Origin of the sequence: Nostoc sp. NMS9, assembly GCF_017114995.1 — a bacterium.
Classification (GTDB): domain Bacteria; phylum Cyanobacteriota; class Cyanobacteriia; order Cyanobacteriales; family Nostocaceae; genus Nostoc.
On sequence record NZ_JABXKL010000083.1, the window covers coordinates 13,428 to 37,767 of the forward strand.

The window sequence follows — 24,340 nt, forward strand, 5'->3', positions numbered from 1 at the left end:
CTTACTCCCCTGCTCCTTTTGCTCAAGATATGGCAATATATAAAGTTGTAGCTAACCGCCTACGTAGAGGTTTAAAGTGGATACCATTGCAATTCCTGCTCTGAATCGGCCAGTGGATGCCACGGTAGAAATTCCTGGTTCTAAAAGTCTTACCAATCGGGCGTTGCTTGTCGCCGCTTTGGCAGAAGGTGACTCAATTTTAGAAAATGCTTTATTTAGTGAAGACAGCGAGTATTTTGCTAAATGTTTAGAGCAATTGAGTATTCCTATAACTCTGAATCCTAATCTGGCTCAGATTCAGATTGCAGGAAAGGGAGGCGACATCCCAGCTAAACAGGCAGATTTATTTGTAGGTTTATCAGGTACTACAGCACGGTTTATCTCGGCGCTGGTAGCACTAGGTAATGGCGAATATCGGCTAGATGGCGTTCCTCGGATGCGAGAACGACCGATGGGTGACATGCTGACGGTGCTACAAACGGGTGGTGCAACTGTTAACTTTGAGGGAAACTCCGGGTTTATGCCCTACACCCTCTATAGCCAGGGATTCGCTGGCGGAAATTTTCGCTTGAAAGCCAACCAAACAAGTCAGCAACTTTCGGCATTATTGATGATTGCGCCTTACGCTCAACAAGATACGATTTTTGAGGTTGAAGGTACACTGGTTTCTCAGTCTTACATCAAAATGACCTGTCGTCTGATGGCAGACTTTGGCGTGGAGGTGATTCAAATCGGCGATAATCAATTTCAGATTAAAGCAGGTCAACGTTACCAAGCTCGACATTACACAGTAGAACCCGATGCGTCAAATGCTTCTTACTTTTTTGCTGCCGCCGCCGTCACGGGTGGACGGGTGCGGGTAAAACATTTGACCAAACAATCTTGTCAGGGTGATATTCTCTGGCTGAATGTTTTAGAACAGATGGGTTGCCAAATTAAGGATTCGGATGATTACACCGAAGTGACGGGGCCGAAGCAATTGCAAGGCATCGATATTGATATGAATGATATATCAGATTTAGTGCAAACATTAGGAGCGATCGCGCCCTTTGCCAGTTCTCCGATTACCATTCGGAATGTGGAACATATTCGATATAAGGAAACTGACCGAATTAAAGCTGTTGTCACAGAGTTGCGGCGGCTAGGAGTTGAGGTTGAAGAATTTGCAGATAGACTGAAAATTGAACCTGGCCCCATTACCCCAGCGGCTATTGAAACCTATCACGATCATCGAATGGCAATGGCTTTTGCTGTCACTGGCTTGAAGGTTCCAGGGATTGTAATTAAAGATCCTGGTTGTACAGCGAAGACTTTTCCAGATTACTTTACCCGATTCTTCCAAATGTTAGAACAATAAGAGCTATTTTCGCTAAAGGACAATAATTAGTTAAAACTAGAACCAGCCCTTTCAAGGTGAGCATATGTACTATCAAAATTTTTACGGCATTTAAGGCATCGGCTGGAATTGAACAAGGAATTTATGCATTCACCTCCAAATTTTTGGACTGTAAATTAAGCGATCGCCTGAGCCAAAGTACCAAAATTGGGTTAAAAACATCATTTATTTTATAGTACAAACGTTCACCTTAAAAGGGCTAGTCCTATTATTGATAAATTGAACCATCAGGCATAATTGCCCCTGCTAAGTTAGTACCAACTAATTTAACCAGAAGCCGCTCACCAGAGCGAATCCGCGCTCCCGTCAGGTCGGCTCCTCGCAAGTCGGCCCCACTGAGATCCGCTCCAATCAAATTAGCAGCGCGTAAATTTGCCTCTCTAAGATCGGCTAAAAGTAGATTTGCCCGAAATAAATTTGCTTCAGATAAATTTGCACCTCTGAGGTTGACTTTGTGCATAAAAGTATCGCTGAGATTAGCACCACTCAAATTGGCATAACTCAAATTTCTGCCAGATAAGTCTTTATTGCTCAAATTTGCCCGACTGTAGTCTTTGCCACTTAAATCTGAATTTTGCTTTGGTGGTCGCTGGGTTGTTTGAGATGGTTTTTCCTGTTGAGGTGGCGGTGAGCTAAATGTGGTTTGAGGTTTGGTTTTTAGAGAGCGCAACTTTTCACGAGCTTCATTTATGGCTTTTAGCTTGTCTTGTGCTTTCTGCTGTAAACGGAGATTGTCTTTGGGAATGCGATCAGGATGCCAAACAAAGACTAAATCTTTGTAAGCCTGGTTCACTTCTTCAAGTGTTGCTCCAGGCTCTAATTCCAAAACTCTATAGTACTGCTCCAGATCGCTCATACGATATTTTAGTGGACAATCAACTTAATTATGAGTGATGGAGTCATTTATCCGCTGCATCATTTATTATGGATTATGGGGCATGGGGCATGGGGCATGGGGCATGGGGCAGGAGGTAGGAGGTAGGAGGCAGAAGTTCTTTAATTTTTAATTTTTAATTTTTAATTTTTAATTGATTTCTCATCTTCCCATCTCTCCATTTCTCCATCGAGCGATCGCTCTAAAATATGCTGCAACTGGAATCTGATAGACTTCAATATAAATCCAAACAATAATTGATAAATGTGATAAAAAGGTTAATATTGTCCAAATATATGGCATCCAGGTAATGGGTTCCTTCAGATTAGCAGGAAAATAGTAAGCTACTATGCCAATTAGAGTAGTGGGAAGAATTATAAAAACTGCTGCTGCTAGTCCATAACCCCAACCTAATTCCATACCTTCCAACTGGCCTTCTGTCCAACTAAACCCATTCCAACGCCAAGTTAAAGGTGGTTGCCTAGAAGGCATCTTGATTTGCTGTTGTTCTAAGTTGACTGTAAAAATCTCTTGGCAAAAGTCACAAGCCATAGCTTCCATCAATGGCATGTGAGAAATCTTACCTATCCGACAGACTGGGCAGGGGTAAGCTCCATAATAGTCGAAAGATTGGGTTAAGATTTTGGAACTGGGCATAATGAGACAGATGATCCTAAAAAATTGATCTGGTCAATGAGGACTTGGGTAATAATAATGTATGGCGGTTGGCAATTCCCTGCAATAAGCTTTCGCAAGATGAAGTCATAAGTCAGGAGAATTATATATTTTAACTTCTCAATCCTGGCTTTTTCTTCTGAGGTTACATAACTATCGTGATGTCTAATGACAAGCCGCTTTTTTCGTCTACGCAAATAAGCAACTAGTACAATCAGAACAGGGCGTGATTTTGAATTGTACAAAGCGTTATTAGTCTTAATCCCCAGAGTTGTACTGAGTCTATCGCTTTTTTATAGTTTGTGCAGGTCTTGACAAAGCCTACTCTTCCTGCTAGTGTTACGTTAGATAGGTATATTTCTTAAGTTTTCCAGCAAAAACGCCGCAAATGTTTAACACAAATTCCTACTTTTATTTTTGGTTTGGGGTGGTTCACCGGGGGTGAATTAAGTTTCCTAATGGAAACCGCCCGGTGAACCGCAGAGCAAACTCTGCGGTTTTTGTTTTTTTAAGGAGAATTTCATTGTCATGACTTATTTCAGTAGTTGGTTTTATGGCCTTTACTTTTGGCCCAGAATAAATTCCGGGTAAATAGCGTCATGCCAATGAATTCAGAACGCGCCCGGAACTTTTAAAGGTTTCGGGCTTTTTTGTTATTTGGAAATGGGAATGGGGCATTGGGGATTGGGCATGGGGAATAGACGGACAAGGGAGGCAAAGGAGACAGGGGGAATAACCAATGCCCAATACAACTCTTGGAGAGGCTGCGCCAACGACTACTTCTCTACGAGACGCACTCGCGTTCGCTCAGTACAAGTGCCCAATCCCCAATTCCCAATTCCCAATGCCTAATGCCCAATCCCCAATCCCCAATTTCTCAGGAGAATGTAATTATGATTAATGCCAAACTTGCTGCACAATCCCATTTAAACCACCAGACAATCGTTAAAATCTCGAAAGAAGTGGCTTTCGGCGGTGAAGAACTGGTAATTATCGGCGGGCCCTGCACTGTTGAAAGCTTAGAACAAATGGAGATAGTCGCCCAAAAGTTATCTACTGCATCAGTACAGGGGTTGCGTGGCGGTGTCTACAAACCCCGCACATCTCCCTACGCTTTCCAGGGTATGGGAGAGTCAGGGTTAGAGATTTTAGCCAGGGTGCGATCGCATTACAATATGCCAGTTGTCACGGAGGTGATGTCAATTTCCCAAATTGAAGTAGTCGCCGCCCACGCTGATATGCTTCAAGTTGGTAGCCGCAATATGCAAAACTTTGACTTGCTCAAAGCTTTGGGACAAGCTGGTAAACCAATACTGCTCAAACGTGGTTTAGCAGCAACTATTGAAGAATTTGTCATGGCTGCTGAATATATCCTTAGCCACGGGAATCCTGATGTGGTGTTGTGCGAAAGAGGTATTCGCAGTTTCGATGATTACACCCGTAACGTCCTAGATTTAGGAGCAGTGGCAGCACTCAAGCAAATAACTCACTTGCCTGTAATTGTAGATCCTTCTCATGCTGTCGGGAAACGGGAGTTGGTCGCACCTGTGGCTAGGGCTGCGATCGCTTGCGGTGCAGATGGATTAATTATTGAATGTCACCCAGAACCAGAAAAATCTGTTTCTGATGCCCGTCAAGCACTTTCTTTAGAAGATATGGTGCATTTAGTTAATAGTTTAAAGCCTGTAGCAACAGCTGTTGGGCGTAGTATATCAGATGTCGGGGCGGGTTTGGAACCTGCCCCGATTTTTTGGGCTGCTTAAATTTCACAGAAGGCGTAGTTTACCGCCGTAGGCATCGCTTGAATGTGTTAGTCAAAATATTTCTTTTGGCTTAAGTACAAATAGCGATCGCTTTCGTAAAATCAAGTTGTTACTTCAACTATTCCATTTGTTCTCAAACGTATTTTTGCAACACAGTCTTCTATATATAAATCTAAATTATCGTTTTAACAAATAAGACTATTTGATTTTATTCCATAAGTCGTTTTATCCTGAAATTAGTAGATATTTTAACTTTTGCTAAATTGCCTAAAGCCGTTTTGAGTATACCGATCTTTCAACTTTGAGAACCTGAAGAAGGACAATAACTAAATGCTAGAGCAGCAGATTGATTGCCCCATCAGACCTAAGACAAGTGCAATGATTATGAAACTTTTTCAAATCACTCTAGTGGTCTTAGTACTTTTGATCAACTTAGTAATTGCTTTCCCCTCTTGGGCAGAAAGTACGCCTTCTTTAACTAGCAATCCTAACTACTTTCAAGTTGGGCAAAAAGTGATTTGGCTTTACAAGCCCCGCACAGATTCTAGTGATGTCCAAAGAATTCCTGCTGAAATAGTCAAGTTAAGTTCCAAGCAAGTGCAAATCAAGGTTTACAAACATAACAACGAATTTGTCAATCGTTGGGTGAATCCAAACAAGCTTGAGAATTCGACAAAAGTTAAATAGTCAGTACTCTAGAATTTCGCTAGCGGGATTTAAACATTTTTGATGCATAAACAAGACTCAAATCCATACAAGGCAAGGAAAATACACCAAATGCTCAAGAATGCTTGAAACCCAGATATATCAAGAAACTAGGCAAAACGATGTCAAAGTCTCTCTGCATATAGATTTAAGGCTTTTTTATGGCTACTTTTTGTCTAAGTCCCACTAGATGGAATTAAAACTCCCTTGTGTGGGTTTCGTTTTCATAATTAGGATCTTCAGTACCAAGCAGTTTGTCCCAGAATGTAAAATACAAACCGTAGTGTATTTTATACTTACGATGATGTATGGAATGATGCATAGAACCAATAAGCCACCTTCCAATCCAGTAACTTTTAGATGAGGAGGGAAATAGCTCAAATCCGAGATGGGTAAACACTGCCCATACTGTCATAGTTATAAGTGCGGCAACTAAGGTGACGAAATGCAGCGGAACTATAAAGCTTACACCTACAAAAAAAAGTGCTTGTACGATCGCTTCTGGTAAGTCAAAGGCAGAGGAACTCCAAGGCGTTGGCTCGCCTGAACGGTGGTGTCCATAATGCATCCATCTAAAAATTAGAGGGTGGTGAAACATCCGATGGATAAAATAAAAGTAAGTATCCTGAAGAATTAGCACTGCAATAAAGCTAACTATTAAATACCACAGTCCGTATTTCCAGATGTCAGCGTATAACAGCGTTGCTCCCAAATTATACTCTGAGATCATAAACGCTCCAAAAATAGCAAAAACTACTGTGGAGATTACTGATAATTCAATATCCTTTTTAATGGAACAATTCATCAACGGTTTCAAACGCAAACTCTTGTTGGCGAGAGACTTCCCTAAAACTAAATAAAAGAGCAAGTATGCTCCGCCAGCAATCAGAAAGTATCGGGCAAGAGTGATACCGAAGAAGAAAAAGCAATAATACCAAAATGAGTGGTTCGTCAATTAGACCCATCCGTAATATTAATTCGGTGAAATGAAAATGCTGATTATGTCCAATTGTTTTGGTCTTCATTACCAAAAATAAGCAAATTACGATTTAATTTGTTAATCGACAAAATCCACTGCTTATTTTACAACATCAAGTAGTTCAGATAATATATATTAAATTTTGTTAATAAAAATTAAATTAATTTTAGGGCATACATAAATATAAGTTATTACTATTTATAAAAAAAGGTTCTTGGTCAACTTAAATTCTAGTAAATAGCTCATTTTGCAACTAAGTTACAATTTATTTAAGTTGTTCGTTTATATTATGTATTTCAAGAATAATTGAATTGATTTTTATCCATTGTGTTTTTTAATACCTAAAAAAACTTTTAAATCACTTTTCGTTACATCTACTTTTTATAAATTAATTTGCTATAGATTTTGTTCTACTTTTCTAGACTCCAGCCCAAGGCTACGGCTACTTCAGCAGCTAATTCTAGAGGATTGAATGGTTTAGCGATGTCTACGACGGGCTACGCCTACGTACTAATCATTCCCATCTGATTATAGCGACGGCGATCGGAAGCCTGGATTTTAGCAGTTAACAAAATTACTGGAATCGCTTTGGTTAATGGATTGGCTTGTAACTTTTCAAAAGTAGTGATGCCATCCATCTCTGGCATCATCACATCTAGTAAAATTGCATCTGGTTAGTAAGTCTCAGCTTTAATTATGCCCTCTTGACCAGAACTCGCAGTCACTACTTTCCAACCTGCGACTGTTTCCAAGCAAATCTTGGCAACTTCTTGAATATACTGCTCGTTATCCACCATGTTGGCAGAAGGGGTTAGGGGATGAGGGCAACTCTAAAACCCTTTTAAAATCTCGTTTTCAGCAAGAGGCTGGAAATGCTACTCCTGGCGGCTCTGCCGCGAGTTCGGGAGGTGGCAGCCCCAATTAGGGGCATTCCCAGTCGGAGACTGGGAACGAGATAATCTGCTAAAAGCTTTTTCTAGACTGGCTTTAACCTGAACTTGACACCAATGTTACAGCTAGCTGTATGCCCCTACAGCCGATTTATGTGTTGCAAAGATTTTTGGAAATGGTGTTATGTATGTTGAGGTAGGAGCAGTGTCCTTCTCTTGCTTTGCTCATTCGTGCAACTTACCGTAGGGAAGGACTGATAAAACTCTCAATACGCTACAACAGAAAAAACCTTCTGCTAAATCTGTGAAAAAACGAGTAACACTCACCTTCCCGAAACGCGCCGTGCAAATGCCAGTCACTTACGTACTGGCCAAAGAGTTCAACGTCGCCGCCAATATTATCCGCGCCCAAGTTGCCCCAAATCAAATTGGCAAACTGGTAGTGGAATTATCGGGAGACATCGATCAATTAGATGCGGCGATCGAGTGGATGCGATCGCGTAATGTTAATGTTTCTTCTACATTAGGCGAAATTGCGATCGACGAGGATGTGTGTGTCCACTGTGGCTTGTGTACTGGGGTTTGTCCTACCGAAGCCCTCACCCTCCACCCAGAGACATACAAGTTGACATTCACGCGATCGCGCTGTATTGTCTGCGAACAGTGTATCCCCACCTGTCCCGTACAAGCAATCTCTACTAACATTTAACAATCTAAAATCCAAAATCTAAAATTGAATTTAGCCTAACTTAAACACATCCGCAATTACCCCACCATCACCCATCAGCCTACTTTTTGCTGGAGAGTCATAAACTACCAATAGCGAAGGTATGCCAGCTACATCCTGAAACATCGTCATTCCCTCAGCGTGTTCTTCTCGATTTCCATAAGGAATATCTTGCACAAAATCGGGATTGCTGAAGATATTTTCTCGTAAATTCACACCATTTACCCAGCGATAAACTTGCACAGGCCCATCTAAATCCATCGTTGGCCCAGCTAAAATCAAAAAATCTTTATCATCTACATACAAATCCCGAATTCCCAAACCATTCAACCAGATAAAATGCTTTTTATATAACTCCTTCAATTCCCCAATTTGCTTTAGTTTCATCAGTCCAGGGGTAGAATCTTCTAACTCTATTTCCAGCACCACAGCCCAACCCCGCAATACAGGGCCACGCAAACCCAGAAAGACACGGTTTTGATAAATGCCTATTCCTTCAATATCAAAGCCATTATCCTTTCCAGGAATTGCTGCCTGAATAAACAAGCCTAAATGGGCATCATCTGCTAAAGCTGTCATCAGCAAATTACCCTGATTCGTCACCTCTAGTTTACTGGCATTCAATTGCACATCTGGCTTTTGAGGGTGTGGGCAAGATGAAAATAGCTTACCGTCTATCATAGGAATTCGTCCTAAAATGTAACGGTTAGGTTCTGATTCAATTTTTGCTAGCCTTTTAGAGTTTTTGGCATCTGTATTTTCAGGTTTGAATTTTTTGCGTTTGTAACTGTGAGAACCAACAAACCATAAGTAATTATCAGCGTAAGCCAGTCCTTCTATATCAATTTCTTCCTCTTCTGGTGCAGGTAAACTGATAAATTCTGTTACTCGAAATTGTTGATGATCTGTAAATTTATCAGTATCAACCAATAATAAACGCTCAATAGTTGAGGTTTCATCTGACCCCAACCATAAATACTTCTGATGTGTTAACAGGACTGCTGATAAGTCTTCTCTATGTTCTTGAAAAGAAGCTACAAAAGTCAATAAAACTTTATTTAACAAATCTAAGTTTGGCATTTTAAATCATGTTGATAGTTACAAAATGCTAGCCATGCTATTATAAGATATGATTCAATTTCCAATATTTATCTCAAAACTATAGCTCATATCAAATTGGCAGGGTGCATCTGCTATTTAAACCTTTGACAGATATTGCATATTTATAGAAGAGGATGCAACTATCAATAGTCATAAGCATACGTGACAATCCTCATAGTTAAAAAACATCAAAAGTAGATGCAAATTTTTAAATAATATTGTTATTATGCAATAACCTCATGAGGGAATCATTCAGACCAATTATGAAATTAGCTACACAACCCACAGTAAAAACTCTCGGTGACTACGCCTACCAAGCGATTGAAAAACACTGTAAGAAAACCTTCAAGTGGGAAAAATCAGTCAAGAAAGATGAAGATCCAGAAGCGCTACACCAAATGCGAGTGGGAATGCGCCGCCTACGGACAGCGGTAACTCGGTTTGGGCTAGCAGTGGATGTATCGAAACCAGTCAGCGATAAAAATATTGGTAAAATAGCTCGTCGTCTTGGTAATCTGCGGGATTTAGACGTACTCAAAGAAAGTTTGGAAAACAATTACAAACCAAACTTACCCCGTAAAGAACAGGAATCTCTACAAACAGCTTTTACAGCTTTGGCGAAACAACGTGAAGATGTACAATCGAGTGTGCAGAAAACATTAAACGATGAATCTTACAAATCTCTAAAAGATGCATTGGATAAATGGTTAGAGAAACCCAGTTATCAATCTTTGGCAGCTGTTTCGATTCAGCAAGTGCTACCAGACTTACTTTTACCAGAACTGAGTAACTTCTTACTGCATCCAGGTTGGCTAGTTGGGACTGAATTTGTAGAATCAGAAGTGAAAATCCAGAAAAACTGGAAACCAAAAAAGATAGAAAAACAATTGACAACAGAAGGTGAAAGTCTTCATAGTTTACGAAAAGAAGCTAAACGTATACGCTATCAAATGGAGTTATTTACTGACTTATATGGCGATTCTTACGAAGCTTATATTACAGAAGTGAAAAATATCCAAGAAATTTTGGGTACGATGCAAGATAGTGCCGTTTTAACTGACTGGCTTACAGATGTATACAAGTCAGAAATTCAGACTGAGTTGCCCACCCTTGCTAATTTGTTAACTGAAAATCGTTACCAGTCGTGGCAGCAGTGGCAACCTTTGCAAGAACGGTATCTGGAAACTGAAACCAGACATAGTTTTCATTTAACAATACTGCACCCACTTTCAGGAGTAATAAGTTAAAGGTTTCTCTTTGTTGGGCAAGGATTGGACTAACGAACAGACAATTGAATAGGAGCTTCTAGAGACAAAAGATAAACACTGCTCTAGGGAATTTGTACAATACGAGTCTTTTCGGCGGAACCCAAACCTGAAATTAGTCTAATAGTGCTTTCTAGCATTGCTCCTTGCTCAGTTTGACCGGAGAGCGCCTTGGCTGAAAAAGTTCAAGGTACTTCCACCAATCCTGCCCCAAACAGAGCCATTCTTGACGGCTTTATCTATTAACTCGCATGAATTTAGATGAACTTAATATCTGAATCTAGCGGTATCTAGCAGTTCCCTTAAGTGGGAAAGTCTCATATAATTGTAGTTGCCCAAATATTGGTCTTCGGATTAATCCTGATGTTTTTTCGGTAGTGAGAATTGCTTGAGTTTGGACAGGAATTTCTCGATCACCAATAGGTAAGTTAACAGTGGGTAACAAAAAACTGAGGTTGACTGTATTTCCTCCGACAGTAGGGTTTGGACTGCTAATAATTACTGTAATCAGTGTCCCGATATCAGTAGTTAATGTCTTAATGTCATCGCCACTGAAATGAACGGAAGTATTTTGAGTTTTGTAATCAAGCTGTGAAACTTCGTTAAGGATAGAATACTTAATCTGAGTACCATTGCCATTAAGTGTAAACTCATTTGGTCGTTGCACAACAATTGCTTGTGCTTTTTTTGTAGATTTGGTCATCAACAAAGATACTAGTGATGTCGTAGTTAAACCAGTCACAAAGGTGAGAGCAGCTTTGACAATTTGACGGCGGGGCAAATTTGAGGATATATCTTTCAAGTTAGGATTCATAGTTCTTTCTTCTGATGCTGATTGTGACTTGTTGAAAGCTACCTAATTTTATTGCTTTATTTCTGTGGTTGTTTTTCGTCTTCTTTACACCCTCAAACGGTTACAAATTTTTAGAAGTTGAAAAGTTCAATTCCTCTTGAATACTTTTGGCGTCATTATACAAATTTGTGACTTTATAATCATTACTTGGACAGCTAATATCTGGAGATTTCTGCCCGGAATAATTGACTTGAGTTGATGTCCCGAATGAAACAGATTTCGGACACGATTTATATGGCAATTTTGACAGTGGTTTAGCTGCTGAAATATCATTGAAAAATTTAGTGGCTGTGTTCAGTTTAATTTCACCTGTACCTTTTGTATTGCAAACAGTGTAAGTTGCCTTTCCTGATGGCAATACGGAAATGTTATACTTGCAAGTATTCGTAGAACCGCTATTAATAATAATAGCTGGCTCTTGAATAGTTGGAGTTTGTGCAAGTATTTTAAAAGAAAAAATACATAAAGGTGTAGCTAGTAAAACTGAAGCCAAGCTAATTTTAGAGAATCCAAAAAGTTTCATGATCACCTCACATTTAGTTTTTTAGTTATTTAGATTTTTTTAACTGGTTGAAAATATTTTTTAGAAAAAAATTATATAACAGCAACTTTTTAGTTAATGCTTGATTAAGAAAAACTAGATTTCTAAGTAGCATAGTGTGAAACAGAATTATAGATAATATTTAAAACTATAGTTGACTGTATACTTTTTAGATATGTCATTATTGTGTCAACTTTGTGTCAGAAAAATATCTAATTTTAATGTGGTATCCCTATTGAATATATGCTTGGGGCTTTGCAGCAAAAAAATTCAGTGACGTAACTTTGACAGGAATACTGCACAGTTGAACCCTACGGTTCTCGGTAGATGCTGACCTCTGCTTTGGGGTACAGGACTTTTATTTGTCTAAAAAAATTCTCTCCAAAAGCGGATTGTTTATTTTCAAGTTTGATAAATCAATACAAGACAGGCGTGAGATTGTTGGCTGGATGATTGGTCACTTATTTCAGAATAAATACTAGTATTTTTAAATACATATAAATAAATATCTGAAACTGTTGGTTAATTAGTTTTTCAGATAAAAAATCTGTTGGCATTAACTCGACAGTGTAAATTTTATCTGCGTCTACCTCATAATCAATAACAACACCACGAGAACTTTTCCTTCTTAGACCGGGAAACAATAATTTATAAGATTTAAAAAAGTCTGGTCATAAATAAAGACGGGTTGCAGCCCGTCTAAATAGCTTGAAAGTGCAAATACACCTTGTATAGGATTGAAAATAACACAATTGATTTTCTCAGAGCTGCCAATTTGCCAATTTATAAAAAAACATCTCCATAAATTAAATATACGTTATCCAAAACCCTTGTAAAGACGTAGCAGTTCTATATATCTATATTTTTTTCACTCATATCTATAAAGAACAGATGTTAGAATCGTCCTAAAAGTCTTGGTATTTGCAGCTAAATCATTTACCCATACATATTTGAGGCTTTTTAGAAATTACGATTGCACTCCTCACACTCATGAGCAATTTTCAGCTACTCCCTGCTCTAAAAACAGTAATAATCGCCCTCACAAGATATTGCTATGTCTAAATCAGTCATAGTAGAAGTTACAGCTAGTGGATATAGAAGCTCCTCTAATGTGTTATTACGACTGGTTTAGTTTGACATGAACTCAACCAGCAACAAAAATCAAGGTTTATAACCATCAAATATGAACGTTTTACTTCTATACCCCCGCTTTCCAAAAAGTTTTTGGTCTTTTGAAAAAACATTGGCTTTATTAGACCGTAAAGCAATGCTACCGCCTTTAGGCTTGGTAACTGTAGCAGCGATTTTACCGCAAGAATGGGATTTCAAGCTAGTAGATCGAAATGTTCGCGTCTGTACAGAAGCCGAATGGGCTTGGGCAGATTTGGTTATTATGTCGGCGATGATTGTGCAAAAAGAGGATTTGCTCTCTCAGATATTGGAAGCAAAGCAGAGAGGTAAACGGGTTGCTGTGGGTGGGCCTTTCCCAACAGCGCTACCGAATGAAATGACATCCGCTGGAGCAGACTATTTGATATTAGACGAGGGGGAAATCACCCTACCCTTATTTGTAGCAGCGATCGCACGCGGCGATCGCACAGGCATTTTTCGCTCTGACGGTGAAAAACCAGATGTCACCAATACTCCAACTCCTCGCTTTGACTTGCTAGAGTTTGAAGCCTATGCAGAGATGTCAGTGCAATTTTCCCGTGGATGTCCCTTCCAGTGTGAATTTTGTGACATTATTGTGCTATACGGTCGCAAACCCCGCACCAAAAACCCAGAACAACTATTAGCAGAACTTGATTGTCTCTACAAACTGGGTTGGCGGCGCAGTATTTTTATGGTGGATGACAACTTCATCGGTAATAAGCGGAATGTGAAATTATTTTTGAAGTCCCTTCTACCCTGGATGGTGGAGCATAATTATCCCTTTTCCTTTGCCACAGAGGCTTCAGTTGATTTAGCCCAAGATCAAGAACTGATGGATTTGATGGTAGCGTGTAATTTTGGAGCCGTTTTTCTGGGAATTGAAACCCCCGATGAAGAAAGTCTCACTTTCACGCAGAAATATCAGAATACACGAGACTCACTCAGTGAAGCAGTGGATAGAATTACCCGCTCCGGGCTACGAGTCATGGCAGGCTTTATCATTGGGTTTGATGGCGAGAAAGTAGGAGCCGGCGCGCGAATTGTCAAGTTTGTGGAGCAAACAGCAATTCCCACAGCCTTATTTAGTATGTTGCAAGCACTTCCAGATACAGCCCTCTGGCATAGATTAGAAAAGGAAGGACGACTCCGTAATAAATCTGCCAACATCAACCAAACCACGTTGATGAATTTTGTACCAACTCGACCTTTAGAAGATATCGCTCGTGAATATGTGCAGGCGTTCTGTGATTTGTATGAGCCAGAGCGGTTTTTGGAGCGTACATACAAACACTTCCGTCTTTTGGGTGAAGCAACCTATCCAAAAAAGGGGAAAGCTGCTAAAAAACCATTGAACTGGAAAGTACTCCGGGCGTTGCTGGTGATTTGTTGGCGTCAAGGTTTACGTCGTCAGACGCGCTGGCAATTCTGGCGCAACTTGTGGAACATGTATCAGCATAATCCGGGTGGGGTGAGTAGCTACTTAGCTGTTTGTGCCCAAATTGAGCATTTCTTGGAATATCGCCAAATTGTTCGGGATGAAATTGAGGCTCAAGTAGCTGAATTTTTGGAAGCAGAAGCTAGGGTAAAACCGCAAGCAGAAGTGATGGAAGTGTTAGGAAGCTTAAAAAAATAACTCATAGTACTTAGAGCAAGGGTTTAAGACTTCTACTGAACTCCGTCTTTAACAACAGATGCGATCGCCTTCTCAATCACACTTATGGACTATTATTATCTCTAAGTGTGGTTGAATAATCAAAAGTTATACCCATACCTCAAAAACCATAACATCTCTCGTTATCATATTCCAGAGAAATGAGAGTGAGGTTCAAGCATGATGTACATCCCAAATGCTTTTCGAGAAGATGATATTGAGAAACTTGTCGCCTTCATGCGTGCGAACAGTTTTGCCACATTGGTGTCTATTGTCAATGATGTTCCTGTTGCCTCACATATTCCGCTGGTTGTCACAGTGCAAAATAATGTGGTTAAGCTATCAGGTCATCTTGCCAAACCAAATCCTCAATGGCAGGTCTTTGGGGTAGGCGAGGCACTTGCCGTCTTTACGGGACCTCATGCTTATATCTCGCCATCTTTGTATGAGAAGCAAGAGAGTGTACCGACGTGGAACTACATCGCTGTACACGCATCTGGTGTGCCCCAAGTTATTACCCTTGGTGATTCGCCGGAATTGATGGATAAGATGATTGAGGACATGATTGACACCTATGGCTCTGAGTATAAATCTCAATGGCATAGCTTATCCGATAACTTTCGTGAAGGAATGATGAACGGCATTATTGGTTTTGAGATGACCATCACGCGACTAGAAGGGAAATACAAACTTAGCCAAAATCGCAGTCATTTTGACCAGCGTAATGTTGCAGATGCGTTGCTACAAAGTACAGAACCAACTGTTCATACCATCGGTGCTGCTATGAAACAGAATCTTGAAACCAGTGAACAATTACCAGAGTGAAAACCCGCAGTTTCTAGTCGTGGGGAGAATTTAAGGGAACCTAGAGTATTGTCTAACAAGCTTTGGGCATCATACATAACTATATACTCCGCAAACAAATAGTTTGCAATACTTAATATTAGTGAAACTAATAATTAGTTTTTCATGAGATTGTGATTGCCAACACATCTTTTTTTGTATCGATCGTGTAGGCTCATATCTGCTGGGTAAAATTACTAGATAAATTTATGGTAATTCGAGCACCAAGCAGCAGAATCCCTAATTTTGCTGTGCTATTAAACTTGCTTACAATTTGGTTATTTGATTTTTGAGCAATTATTAGGTAACTGAACGGTAAGCTTGGTTGCTAGAGAGCATTCCATGATTACATTCAGTACTAACGTAACAACGTAACTATGTACCAATAGCACGAATAAAAGTGCTAACCCTTGAGATTACTGCTTTTGGGGTGTAGGGAATTAACAAGAGTAGAGCTAGGTTTCACACTCTCAAATGCAAAGTCTCTTAGCAGTACACCCAACACTCTACACCCTGACAAAGGCGAGGTTTCACTTTTTCTTCATGCCATTCAGCGATATACAAATCAGCGATACCAACCATAAAGCTACTGCTAAGGCAATTTTAAGAAAAGAAAAAAGCATGAGTACAACACGCAAAATTCGTTTAGGTGCATTCATTCAAGCTACCGGACACCATGTCTCTGCTTGGCGACACCCCGATTCACAAGCAGATGCTGGACTGAATTTCGAGCATTACAAAGAAATTACCCAAACTGCCGAACGCGGCTTATTCGATGCAGTTTTCTTAGCAGACAGTCCAGGAGTCTGGGGCGGCGCTCCAGAAACTCAGCATCGCAATGGTAAAATTGCCCATTTTGAGCCTGTCACCCTTTTCTCGGCCTTATCCTCTGTAACCCAAAACATCGGTTTCATTTCCACCGCTTCGACTACTTATGAAGAACCTTATACCTTGGCACGTAAGTTTGCTTCCCTAGACTACTTGAGTAAGGGCCGGGCCGGGTGGAATGTAGTCACAACAGGCAATGAGAATGCTGCACGTAATTTCGGCCTTGAGCATCACCCCGAACACAGCCAGCGTTATGAACGCGCCGAAGAGTTTGTGGAAGTGGTGAAAGGTCTATGGGATAGTTGGGAAGACGATGCTTTCATCCGTGACAAAGAGTCTGGTATTTATTTTGATCCAGACAAACTGCATACATTGAACCACAAGGGCAAATATTTTTCTGTAAAAGGCCCTTTGAACGTCGGTCGTCCGCCCCAAGGTTATCCGGTGATTGTTCAGGCTGGAGCTTCCGAATCGGGACGAGACTTAGCCGCACGCACTGCCGAGGCGATTTTCACCGCCAATCAAACCCTAGCTGATGCCCAGGAATTTTATGCTGACATCAAAGGTAGGCTAGCACAATATGGGCGATCGCCAGACGATCTAAAAATTATGCCTGGTGCTTTCCCAATCATTGGCCGTACCGAATCAGAAGCTCAAGAGAAGTATGAATTTCTGCAATCGTTAATCCATCCCGATGTTGCCTGGGGTATTTTAAAGAATTATTACAAAGGTGTGGATCTGTCGAAATATTCTTTAGATGATTTAGCTCCCGAATTACCCAGCGACACCAACACTAACAAAAGTCGTCTCAAACTAGTCAAAGATTTAGCTACTCGTGGCACTCTCACACTGCGTCAGTTGTATCTCTCTCTTGCTACCGCACGAGGACATCGCACCATACTTGGTACTCCCGAAACCATTGCCGACCAGCTAGAAGAATGGTTCAACAACGGTGCAGCAGATGGCTTTAATATCATGCCGCCAATCCTTCCCACAGGATTAGATGACTTCGTTAACCTAGTCGTTCCCGTCCTCCAAAAACGCGGACTATTCCGTACTGAATACGAAGGCAGTACCTTGCGTGAAAACCTGGGATTGCATCGTCCGACCAATCGTTTTGCCGCTAAACAACTAGATGAAAGATTGGTGTTGGTGTAAATGACTTTTCATATCTGCACTGTGTTGATAGTGCTGTAGCGTAAATGAATTTTTCACGGATGCTTAAGCCATACCTTTTAAACCGTACCTTCTGTAGGTCGCCGCCTTACAGAATTTGAAAATTTTAGAGAGCGATTGTGGAGAGACGCGATAAATCGCCGTCTCTACAGGAAATGTATTCGTCAATAGCAGCATTGGATGCTGAAAAAAACTCTGTAATTTTTGTGCCGTAGACAAGGAAAAAACATGACTGAATATAGCCGATTAAAGACCTCACGTTCTGCTGCAATCAGAGCAACCCTTGATTATCCGGTAATCGACACCGACGTTCACACCAATGATTTCACCCCAGCTTTTGAGGATTACATCGCTAAGTACGGCGGCGTGAAACTTGTAGATGAGTTACGCAAGACTGAAGCCTCGCGTCTTAACTCCAAGAGCAACGGCAAAGACTGGTATCAACAAACTCCTGAAGAACGTCAAAACAACCGCACAATTCGATCGCCTTGGTGGGCTAGAGTTACCAAAAACACATTGGATCTCGCTACTTACACCCTCCCAGGACTCCTCTATGAGCGTCAGGCAGAGCAAGGGTCAGACTATTCAGTGCTGTTTCCCAACAATGTTTTGGCACCGGCTGGAGCGAGTGCAGAGAATCGTCAGGCCCTGCAACGTGCAGTCAATCACTATCATGCTGATATTTACCGGAAATATAGCGATCGCTTGACACCGGTAGCTGGCATTCCTTTGACCAATCCTCAAGAAGGCATTGAGGAGTTAGAGTTTGCTGTAAAAACACTGGGCTTAAAGGTGATTAATATCACTGGCGGTGTGAAACGGCCAATCAAAGCGATCGCTGATAAATATCCAGCCGATAAATTCCCCGAAATCGCCAAGTATGCTTCTTATATCGACTTCTACGGATTAGATAGTGAATACGACTACGATCCTTTCTGGGCAAAGGTCGTGGAACTTGGCGTACCTGTTACCACCCATTACGGCAGTCAGGGTTGGACTGGCCGCTCCTCCATTAGTAACTACATGAACAACCATATTGGTCACTTCGCCGATGGTTCAGAAGCATTTGCGAAGGCGCTGTTCTTCGGCGGTGTTACCAAGCGTTTTCCGCAGTTGCGTGTAGCAATGCTGGAAGGTGGTGCAGATTGGGGTGCCCGCGTCTACATTCATTTGGTAGATCGTTTCTCAAAGCGCAATATCAAAGCACTGGAAAACTACAATCCAGCGTTGACAAATGCCGATGAGTTGTTTGAAATATTTGAGCGCTACGGTGCAGAAATTACTCAAGGACATTCCCTCGATAAGGATGAATTGACCAAGACTGTACTGGGAGCTTCATTTAGCCGTCATAGCCGTGCGCCGATTGGTAGCGAATTGGACGATTTTGCAGCAGCAGGTATTGAAACAATTGAAGACATCCGCGATCGCTGGGTAAATAGTTTCTTCTTTGGTTCCGAGTCTGACGATCGCACGATCGCTACGGCATTCAACGACAAAGCTAATCCCTTGGGAGTCAAGATCAACGCCATCTATTCCTCCGATGTTGGTCACTGGGATGTACCAGACTTGACTTCCCCCTTGGCTGAAAGCTGGGATCTCGTGCAAGAAGGCGTTATTTCCGAAGCCGACTTTAAGTCCTATGTATTCGCTAATCCCTACAAGTTTTACACCCAAGCTAACCCCGAATTCTTCAAGGGTACAGCGATCGAATCTAAAGTAGGTAACACCGAATTTAAACAAGTAGACAAGAACCTAGTAGTGGCATAAAAGGCGAGATGAGGGAGTGGGGGGAGATGAGGGAGCAGAAGAGAAGTTGCAGTAATGTTTTTCCCCTCTGCTCCTCTGCCCCTCTGCCCAATCCCCAAATCAAATTAGGAGTCACAACAATGCCTGTCGAACAACGCTCTCACAACACCAACAGTTGAATTATGTCAGATTCTCGCAAAGAAATCAGAATTTGTTTTATTGGTGAATCCTTTGTCAATGGCACAGGCGATCCAGAGTTTCTGGGTTGGACAGGTAGAGTGTGCCGCAATGCTGAGTCAAGAGGATACGCTATCACCCATTACAACTTGGGGGTGCGGGCAGAGACAAGTCGGTATCTCAAACAACGTTGGTACTCGGAAGTCTCCTATCGTCTGCCAAAAGAATCCGATGGTCGAGTAGTGTTTTCCTTTGGGGCAAACGATTCAGGATGGGCGGGTAAACAACAAGGAATCGAACTTTCAGAGTCGATCGCAAATGCTCGCAGTATTTTAAGCCAAGCAAAGCAACTCTATCCGATCTTGATGGTTAGTCCGCCACCCTGTGGTGATGTCGATCAAGAAAAAAGAAATCAAATTCTCGCAAATCTCTCACAGGAATTTGCATTGGTTTGCGATCAACTAGATGTTCCGTATCTTGATGTGTTTTCTAGTTTGCTGAAGTCACCGATCTGGCTAGCGGAAGCAAAAGCCAACGACGGCGCTCACCCAAAAGCAGATGGTTATGCCGAATTTGCTGCGATCGTACAAAACTCGGAAGGTTGGTTGAATTGGTTTACACCTTGAAAATACCGACATCGTTATCTTATTGATTTGTTGCATAGGGTTTTAGTTTTGCGTTAGCGTTCGCGTACCGTCTCGTAGAGAAGCGGGGCGGAACGCACGTCGCATTCTATTTAAAAATTTCCATATTTTCTCAATTAACAACATCTTTATGACCTTACCAACTACTAATCTCGGTAAAACTGGATTGACTGTTTCGCGTCTTTGTCTCGGTACTATGACCTTTGGTTTGCAGACCGACGAAGAAACTTCCAGGCAAATCCTCGACACCGCCGCCGATGGTGGGATCAACTTTTTAGATACAGCCGACGTTTATCCCCTCGGCGGCGGGCTTGCCACTGCGGGACGTACCGAAGAAATCGTTGGGCGCTGGCTAAAAGGCAAACGCGAACATTTTATCTTGGCTACCAAGTGCGTCGGTCGGGTCGGCCCTGCACCTTGGGATCAGGGGGCTTCCCGGAAACATATTTTGGATGCGATCGATGCTTCTCTGCGGCGGCTGGGAACCGATTATATCGACCTGTACCAGTTGCACTCCGACGATGCTTCAACTCCCCTTGATGAAACTCTAGAAGCCCTGGATGCAGTGGTTCGTGCTGGCAAGGTGCGCTATATCGGGGTTTCCAACTTCTTAGCCTACCGACTCGCCCGCGCCTTGGGTCGGACTGAGACACGCAATTTAACCAAGTTCATCTCAATTCAGCCCCGCTACAACCTGTTATTCCGCGAAATTGAGCGAGAACTATTGCCCCTGGCGAAAGAAGAAGGACTGGGTGTAATTTCCTACAATCCTTTGGCGGGCGGTCTACTTACGGGTAAACATAATTTTACTCAAGGTCCCACGTCAGGTACACGTTTTACGCTAGGTGCTGCCGCAGAACGTTATCAAGAACGCTACTGGCGCGATCGCGAATTTAATACTGTCGAAGATTTACGCACAGTAGCGGATCTCGGTGGATTTTCCCTTACCACCCTAGCAGTGGCTTGGGTTTTATCTAATCCCATTATCACTGCCCCAATCATTGGCGCTAGCCGCCCAGAACAACTTGCTGAGTCGCTGAAGGCGGTAGAACTAAAACTTGACGACAATTTGAAACAAAAGTTAGACGACCTAACCGCCGAATACCGAAGGGGAGATTCTCTTCGTTAGGGATTGGGGAAGTGGCGAATAAAAAATGACAAATGACAACCAGAATTCCTTCAAATCAGAAATATATCATGGATAAAATAGCTAGGATTAAACGCCGTCGTTTTCTCCATATTGCTACTTCCGGGCTATCTGGCTTTTCTATGGCATATCTGTTAGGAAGTTGTAGCGAACAAAACCAACAATCTTCTTTGATTAACAGTACTAATGCCAGTGAAAATTCCCTTGGGATAAAAACTAAAGTTCTACGCATGGGATATCAGAGTGCGGGGGATCTTTTCAGAAATCGGAAAGTTTTAGAGAAACGCTTGGAGCCGTTGGGGATTAAAGTAGAATGGGCACAATTTGTCCAAGGGCCCCAACTGATGGAAGGGATGGCTGCGGGAAAAGTTGACGTGGGATCGGTGGGAGAAACACCACCAATTTTTGCACAAGTCGCTGGCTCAAAACTTGTTTATGTAGTCGGTACACAAAGAAACCAAAGGACGGGGACAAGTAGTGTTATTGCTGTTCCGCCAGAATCTCCCCTTCAGAAGTTTGAGGATATTAAGGGTCAAGAAGTTTACTTTCAAAAAGGCTCGGCATCACACTACTTTATTATCAGAGCGTTGCAATCAATCGGCTTGACCCTTAAAGATATTAAAATCAGAAGTTTGCCGACTATCGAGGCACGGGCTGCTTTTCTCGAAGGTAAAATTCCAGTTTGGATGACAGGAGATCCACACTATGCGATCGCTCAAAAGATGGGTCGAATTCGAGTCCTCAAAGATTCTGTTGGGCTAGATTCTCCTGGTGCTTATTATATTGCTGACAGAAAGTTTGCCGAGGAAAATCTTGGCTTGCTAAAAATTATCATTGAGGAGCTTAATAAGCTTGACAAGTGGGCAGAAGCAAATCGAGGCGAAGTTGCCAAATTGATGATTTCTGAACAAAAGCTCGATGTGGATGTGGTAGAAAAGGTGATGTCTCGCCGCACTTTTGTAGGACGCAGAGGACTCAGCTCTGCACTAATTAAAGAACAACAGCGTGTGGCAGATTTGTTCTTTGACGAGGGTGTAATACCAAAGAAAATCAACATTCAGGAAGCCTTACTCCCGCCTGATGTTTATGCTGCAATCACACCACAAGAAATTATGGTCTAGTGGAGTACTTCAAAAAGTCTCTAATGCCATCGGACGGCTTATCCAGTCGTCCATTTTTATCTTGTAGAAAAGCTAAAATGATGCTAAGAGATCGACTTTCATGACGAAAAAGGCTAGACAATCCAAATCCTTTCAACGTGCTCCTGATGCACCAAATTTGCCATCAACTCCATTCAGGTTCATTTGCTATTTCGTTAACCAGTTCCGCTGGTGGTATGTGGCAGGGGTGATTCTGGAGGTAATACACGCAACCTGTGGCATTATGTTGCCTTATGCCATTGGCGAGATCATCCGGGGTGTGACGCGATCGACGGGCGACAGCAAGCCCATTTTTGATGCCATGAAGCAACCCTTGATGTTATTCATCGGCTTGAGTGTGGGTGAAGTGGTATTCGGGCGATCGGCTGGACTCTTGCAGACGATTCTCCATCCGATTCACCGACAGCACATTGTGCGATCGCTATATGCCTACTTGCAGCAGCATTCGCATCGATACCTGAGCAGTAGTTTTTCCGGGGCATTGGCACATCGGATTAGCGAAACCTCTCTAGGTGTTACCCAAACGATGCAAATGATGATTACTGAATTTATGCCAGTAATTGTTGTGTATTCCGTCGCCACGACGATACTGTATCGCGCCTATCCTCCGCTGGCTGCACTTGTGGGAATATGGGCAGTTCTCTTCATCAGTATTTCGTTCTGGCTGGCAACTCGCTGCCGAATTTACTCCCGGAAAGCCGCAGCCGCCAGAAGTGAGACAACTGGTATCATCGTAGATGCGGTAACAAATCTCACCAGTATCCGACTGTTTGCTCGCTTCGGTTTTGAACGACGCTATTTGAATGAGCAATTAAGGCGCGAAATCAAAGAGGTAAGAGAGTCAAACTGGTATTCAGAGCGAATTCGCTGGTTTCAGTTCATCTCAGCAGCCATTCTGAAAATCAGCACCCTGTATTACTCGCTCTCTCTCTGGAGCCAAGGAAAGATCGCTACTGCTGACTTCGTTGTAGCAACCAGTCTGTCGCTGTTGATTATTAGTGAAGCCCGCAATTTGAGCCGCCGCTTTCTGGAATTTTTTGAACATATTGGTAATGTCGCCAATGGTGTTTTTACCATCATTCAACCGCATGAGTTGATCGATCGTGAAAAAGCGATCGCCCACTCAATCACCCAAGGTAAGATTGAGTTTCGGCGGGTGAATTTCAACTACACAGAAGAGAAGAAAGTTTTCAACAACCTTTCTGTCAACATCCAAGCGGGACAGCGTGTCGGACTGGTGGGCTTGTCCGGCTCTGGAAAATCCACCTTTGTTAATCTGATTCTGCGTTTATTCGACCCACAATCTGGACAGATTATCATTGATGGGGTCGATATTCGAGATATGACTCAGGATGCTTTACACGCTCAGATCAGCTTAATTCCCCAAGATCCGTCTCTGTTTCATCGCACTTTGCTAGAAAATATTCGTTACGGACGCTTGGATGCAACCGATGAGGAAGTGATCGAGGCTTCGCGAAAGGCTCATGCTCACGATTTCATCGTCCAAAGTAAGGATGGTTACAATTCTCTGGTGGGCGAACGTGGTGTCAAGTTGTCTGGAGGACAGAGACAGCGCATTGTTATTGCGCGGGTAATCCTCAAAGATGCGCCGATTCTGATCTTAGATGAAGCCACCTCTAGCCTCGATTCAATCACCGAAAAAGCGATCCAAGATACCCTCGACTTAGCAATGAATGGGAAAACGGTCATCGTGGTAGCTCATCGATTATCTACCATCGTCCATCTAGATCGGATTCTGGTGTTCGACAAAGGTCGGATTATCGAAGATGGTTCCCACACCAAACTGCTGGCACTCGGCGGCGCTTATTACAGATTATGGAAAATGCAAGCAGGTGGATTTCTACCGGAAAATATCGACGAGGTTCGCACTGGCACAGATAACATCGAAAAGGGAATGATCGCTTGATAAGTTTTGAAAGTTTGTAGTAAGCACTAAAGTGCTTATACCATTTCTTTGTGAGGCTGCGCCAAACCCTTTTAATATCATGTCCGTATAATTAGTTATGATTTCCACAGTCATTGCACC

General features: G+C 42.1%; 19 protein-coding genes and 1 pseudogene. 13 read left to right on the plus strand and 7 right to left on the minus strand.

Features of this window, described 5'->3' with window-relative positions; genetic code table 11:
- Positions 1-76 precede the first annotated feature (76 nt).
- Entirely contained in the window at positions 77-1,357 is a 1,281-nt protein-coding gene (gene aroA, locus HWQ40_RS26385) for a 3-phosphoshikimate 1-carboxyvinyltransferase (RefSeq protein ID WP_292783900.1), read from the plus strand.
- A gap of 247 nt (positions 1,358-1,604) precedes the next feature.
- Here aroA and HWQ40_RS26390 read toward each other — a convergent pair whose 3' ends face one another.
- On the minus strand, positions 1,605-2,252 hold the full coding sequence (locus HWQ40_RS26390; protein ID WP_292783903.1) for a pentapeptide repeat-containing protein: 648 nt from the start codon (positions 2,250-2,252) through the stop codon (positions 1,605-1,607).
- A 180-nt stretch (positions 2,253-2,432) separates the two neighbouring features.
- Complete coding sequence (locus HWQ40_RS26395) at positions 2,433-2,927, minus strand: hypothetical protein (protein WP_292783906.1); 495 nt, start codon at positions 2,925-2,927, stop codon at positions 2,433-2,435.
- Positions 2,928-3,838: 911 nt separating this feature from the next.
- Here HWQ40_RS26395 and aroF point away from each other — a divergent pair.
- Together aroF and HWQ40_RS26405 are read left to right on the plus strand one after the other, a co-directional pair.
- On the plus strand, positions 3,839-4,708 hold the full coding sequence (aroF, locus tag HWQ40_RS26400; RefSeq protein ID WP_292783908.1) for a 3-deoxy-7-phosphoheptulonate synthase: 870 nt from the start codon (positions 3,839-3,841) through the stop codon (positions 4,706-4,708).
- A gap of 384 nt (positions 4,709-5,092) precedes the next feature.
- Complete coding sequence (locus tag HWQ40_RS26405) at positions 5,093-5,395, plus strand: hypothetical protein (RefSeq protein WP_292783910.1); 303 nt, start codon at positions 5,093-5,095, stop codon at positions 5,393-5,395.
- Positions 5,396-5,609: 214 nt separating this feature from the next.
- Here HWQ40_RS26405 and HWQ40_RS26410 read toward each other — a convergent pair whose 3' ends face one another.
- Positions 5,610-6,143: a sterol desaturase family protein gene (locus tag HWQ40_RS26410; RefSeq protein WP_334983388.1), complete on the minus strand. Its 534-nt coding sequence runs from the start codon at positions 6,141-6,143 to the stop codon at positions 5,610-5,612.
- 659 nt (positions 6,144-6,802) lie between these two features.
- A pseudogene (locus HWQ40_RS26415) lies at positions 6,803-7,189 on the minus strand (response regulator).
- Between the two features lie 397 nt (positions 7,190-7,586).
- On the opposite strand from HWQ40_RS26415, the gene HWQ40_RS26420 reads away from it, so the two are divergent.
- The gene (locus HWQ40_RS26420) at positions 7,587-7,991 is read left to right on the plus strand and encodes an NIL domain-containing protein (protein WP_104905189.1); all 405 of its coding nucleotides are present in this window, start codon (positions 7,587-7,589) and stop codon (positions 7,989-7,991) included.
- A gap of 30 nt (positions 7,992-8,021) precedes the next feature.
- Here HWQ40_RS26420 and HWQ40_RS26425 read toward each other — a convergent pair whose 3' ends face one another.
- Complete coding sequence (locus HWQ40_RS26425; protein WP_292783917.1) at positions 8,022-9,089, minus strand: DUF3616 domain-containing protein; 1,068 nt, start codon at positions 9,087-9,089, stop codon at positions 8,022-8,024.
- A 284-nt stretch (positions 9,090-9,373) separates the two neighbouring features.
- Between HWQ40_RS26425 and HWQ40_RS26430 the strand changes: the two genes are divergently transcribed.
- Positions 9,374-10,357, plus strand: coding sequence for a CHAD domain-containing protein (locus HWQ40_RS26430; protein ID WP_292783921.1), 984 nt, complete (start codon positions 9,374-9,376; stop codon positions 10,355-10,357).
- 298 nt (positions 10,358-10,655) lie between these two features.
- Here HWQ40_RS26430 and HWQ40_RS26435 read toward each other — a convergent pair whose 3' ends face one another.
- Together HWQ40_RS26435 and HWQ40_RS26440 are read right to left on the minus strand one after the other, a co-directional pair.
- Positions 10,656-11,189 carry a hypothetical protein gene (locus tag HWQ40_RS26435; RefSeq protein WP_292783924.1) on the minus strand — a complete coding sequence of 178 codons (534 nt, stop codon included), beginning with the start codon at positions 11,187-11,189 and terminating at the stop codon, positions 10,656-10,658.
- Between the two features lie 100 nt (positions 11,190-11,289).
- Entirely contained in the window at positions 11,290-11,751 is a 462-nt protein-coding gene (locus HWQ40_RS26440; protein ID WP_292783926.1) for a hypothetical protein, read from the minus strand.
- Between the two features lie 1,201 nt (positions 11,752-12,952).
- Here HWQ40_RS26440 and HWQ40_RS26445 point away from each other — a divergent pair.
- The 8 genes from HWQ40_RS26445 to HWQ40_RS26480 all read left to right on the plus strand — a co-directional run bounded on the left by HWQ40_RS26445 (position 12,953) and on the right by HWQ40_RS26480 (position 24,220).
- On the plus strand, positions 12,953-14,554 hold the full coding sequence (locus tag HWQ40_RS26445; protein WP_292783928.1) for a B12-binding domain-containing radical SAM protein: 1,602 nt from the start codon (positions 12,953-12,955) through the stop codon (positions 14,552-14,554).
- 198 nt (positions 14,555-14,752) lie between these two features.
- Positions 14,753-15,397: an FMN-binding negative transcriptional regulator gene (locus HWQ40_RS26450; protein WP_292783929.1), complete on the plus strand. Its 645-nt coding sequence runs from the start codon at positions 14,753-14,755 to the stop codon at positions 15,395-15,397.
- A gap of 639 nt (positions 15,398-16,036) precedes the next feature.
- On the plus strand, positions 16,037-17,401 hold the full coding sequence (locus HWQ40_RS26455; protein WP_292784288.1) for an LLM class flavin-dependent oxidoreductase: 1,365 nt from the start codon (positions 16,037-16,039) through the stop codon (positions 17,399-17,401).
- Positions 17,402-17,647: 246 nt separating this feature from the next.
- Positions 17,648-19,186 (plus strand): amidohydrolase family protein, encoded by a 1,539-nt coding sequence (locus tag HWQ40_RS26460; RefSeq protein WP_292783931.1) that lies wholly within the window; start codon positions 17,648-17,650, stop codon positions 19,184-19,186.
- Between the two features lie 161 nt (positions 19,187-19,347).
- The gene (locus HWQ40_RS26465; protein ID WP_292783934.1) at positions 19,348-19,968 is read left to right on the plus strand and encodes a GDSL-type esterase/lipase family protein; all 621 of its coding nucleotides are present in this window, start codon (positions 19,348-19,350) and stop codon (positions 19,966-19,968) included.
- Positions 19,969-20,116: 148 nt separating this feature from the next.
- Positions 20,117-21,115: an aldo/keto reductase gene (locus HWQ40_RS26470; RefSeq protein WP_292783937.1), complete on the plus strand. Its 999-nt coding sequence runs from the start codon at positions 20,117-20,119 to the stop codon at positions 21,113-21,115.
- Between the two features lie 32 nt (positions 21,116-21,147).
- A complete protein-coding gene (locus HWQ40_RS26475; RefSeq protein WP_292783940.1) occupies positions 21,148-22,254 on the plus strand; it encodes an aliphatic sulfonate ABC transporter substrate-binding protein in 1,107 nt (368 codons plus the stop codon).
- 100 nt (positions 22,255-22,354) lie between these two features.
- Positions 22,355-24,220, plus strand: a complete 1,866-nt coding sequence (locus tag HWQ40_RS26480) for an ABC transporter ATP-binding protein (RefSeq protein ID WP_292783943.1) — start codon at positions 22,355-22,357, stop codon at positions 24,218-24,220.
- The last annotated feature ends 120 nt before the right edge of the window (positions 24,221-24,340 follow it).

Coding starts and splice junctions, on each gene's coding strand:
- HWQ40_RS26390 (WP_292783903.1), bottom strand. CDS start 2,252: ATGAGCGATCTGGAGCAGTACTATAGAGTTTTGGAATTAGAGCCTGGA.
- HWQ40_RS26395 (WP_292783906.1), bottom strand. CDS start 2,927: ATGCCCAGTTCCAAAATCTTAACCCAATCTTTCGACTATTATGGAGCT.
- aroF (WP_292783908.1), top strand. CDS start 3,839: ATGATTAATGCCAAACTTGCTGCACAATCCCATTTAAACCACCAGACA.
- HWQ40_RS26405 (WP_292783910.1), top strand. CDS start 5,093: ATGAAACTTTTTCAAATCACTCTAGTGGTCTTAGTACTTTTGATCAAC.
- HWQ40_RS26410 (WP_334983388.1), bottom strand. CDS start 6,143: ATGATCTCAGAGTATAATTTGGGAGCAACGCTGTTATACGCTGACATC.
- HWQ40_RS26425 (WP_292783917.1), bottom strand. CDS start 9,089: ATGCCAAACTTAGATTTGTTAAATAAAGTTTTATTGACTTTTGTAGCT.
- HWQ40_RS26430 (WP_292783921.1), top strand. CDS start 9,374: ATGAAATTAGCTACACAACCCACAGTAAAAACTCTCGGTGACTACGCC.
- HWQ40_RS26435 (WP_292783924.1), bottom strand. CDS start 11,189: ATGAATCCTAACTTGAAAGATATATCCTCAAATTTGCCCCGCCGTCAA.
- HWQ40_RS26440 (WP_292783926.1), bottom strand. CDS start 11,751: ATGAAACTTTTTGGATTCTCTAAAATTAGCTTGGCTTCAGTTTTACTA.
- HWQ40_RS26445 (WP_292783928.1), top strand. CDS start 12,953: ATGAACGTTTTACTTCTATACCCCCGCTTTCCAAAAAGTTTTTGGTCT.
- HWQ40_RS26450 (WP_292783929.1), top strand. CDS start 14,753: ATGATGTACATCCCAAATGCTTTTCGAGAAGATGATATTGAGAAACTT.
- HWQ40_RS26455 (WP_292784288.1), top strand. CDS start 16,037: ATGAGTACAACACGCAAAATTCGTTTAGGTGCATTCATTCAAGCTACC.
- HWQ40_RS26460 (WP_292783931.1), top strand. CDS start 17,648: ATGACTGAATATAGCCGATTAAAGACCTCACGTTCTGCTGCAATCAGA.
- HWQ40_RS26465 (WP_292783934.1), top strand. CDS start 19,348: ATGTCAGATTCTCGCAAAGAAATCAGAATTTGTTTTATTGGTGAATCC.
- HWQ40_RS26470 (WP_292783937.1), top strand. CDS start 20,117: ATGACCTTACCAACTACTAATCTCGGTAAAACTGGATTGACTGTTTCG.
- HWQ40_RS26475 (WP_292783940.1), top strand. CDS start 21,148: ATGACAACCAGAATTCCTTCAAATCAGAAATATATCATGGATAAAATA.
- HWQ40_RS26480 (WP_292783943.1), top strand. CDS start 22,355: ATGACGAAAAAGGCTAGACAATCCAAATCCTTTCAACGTGCTCCTGAT.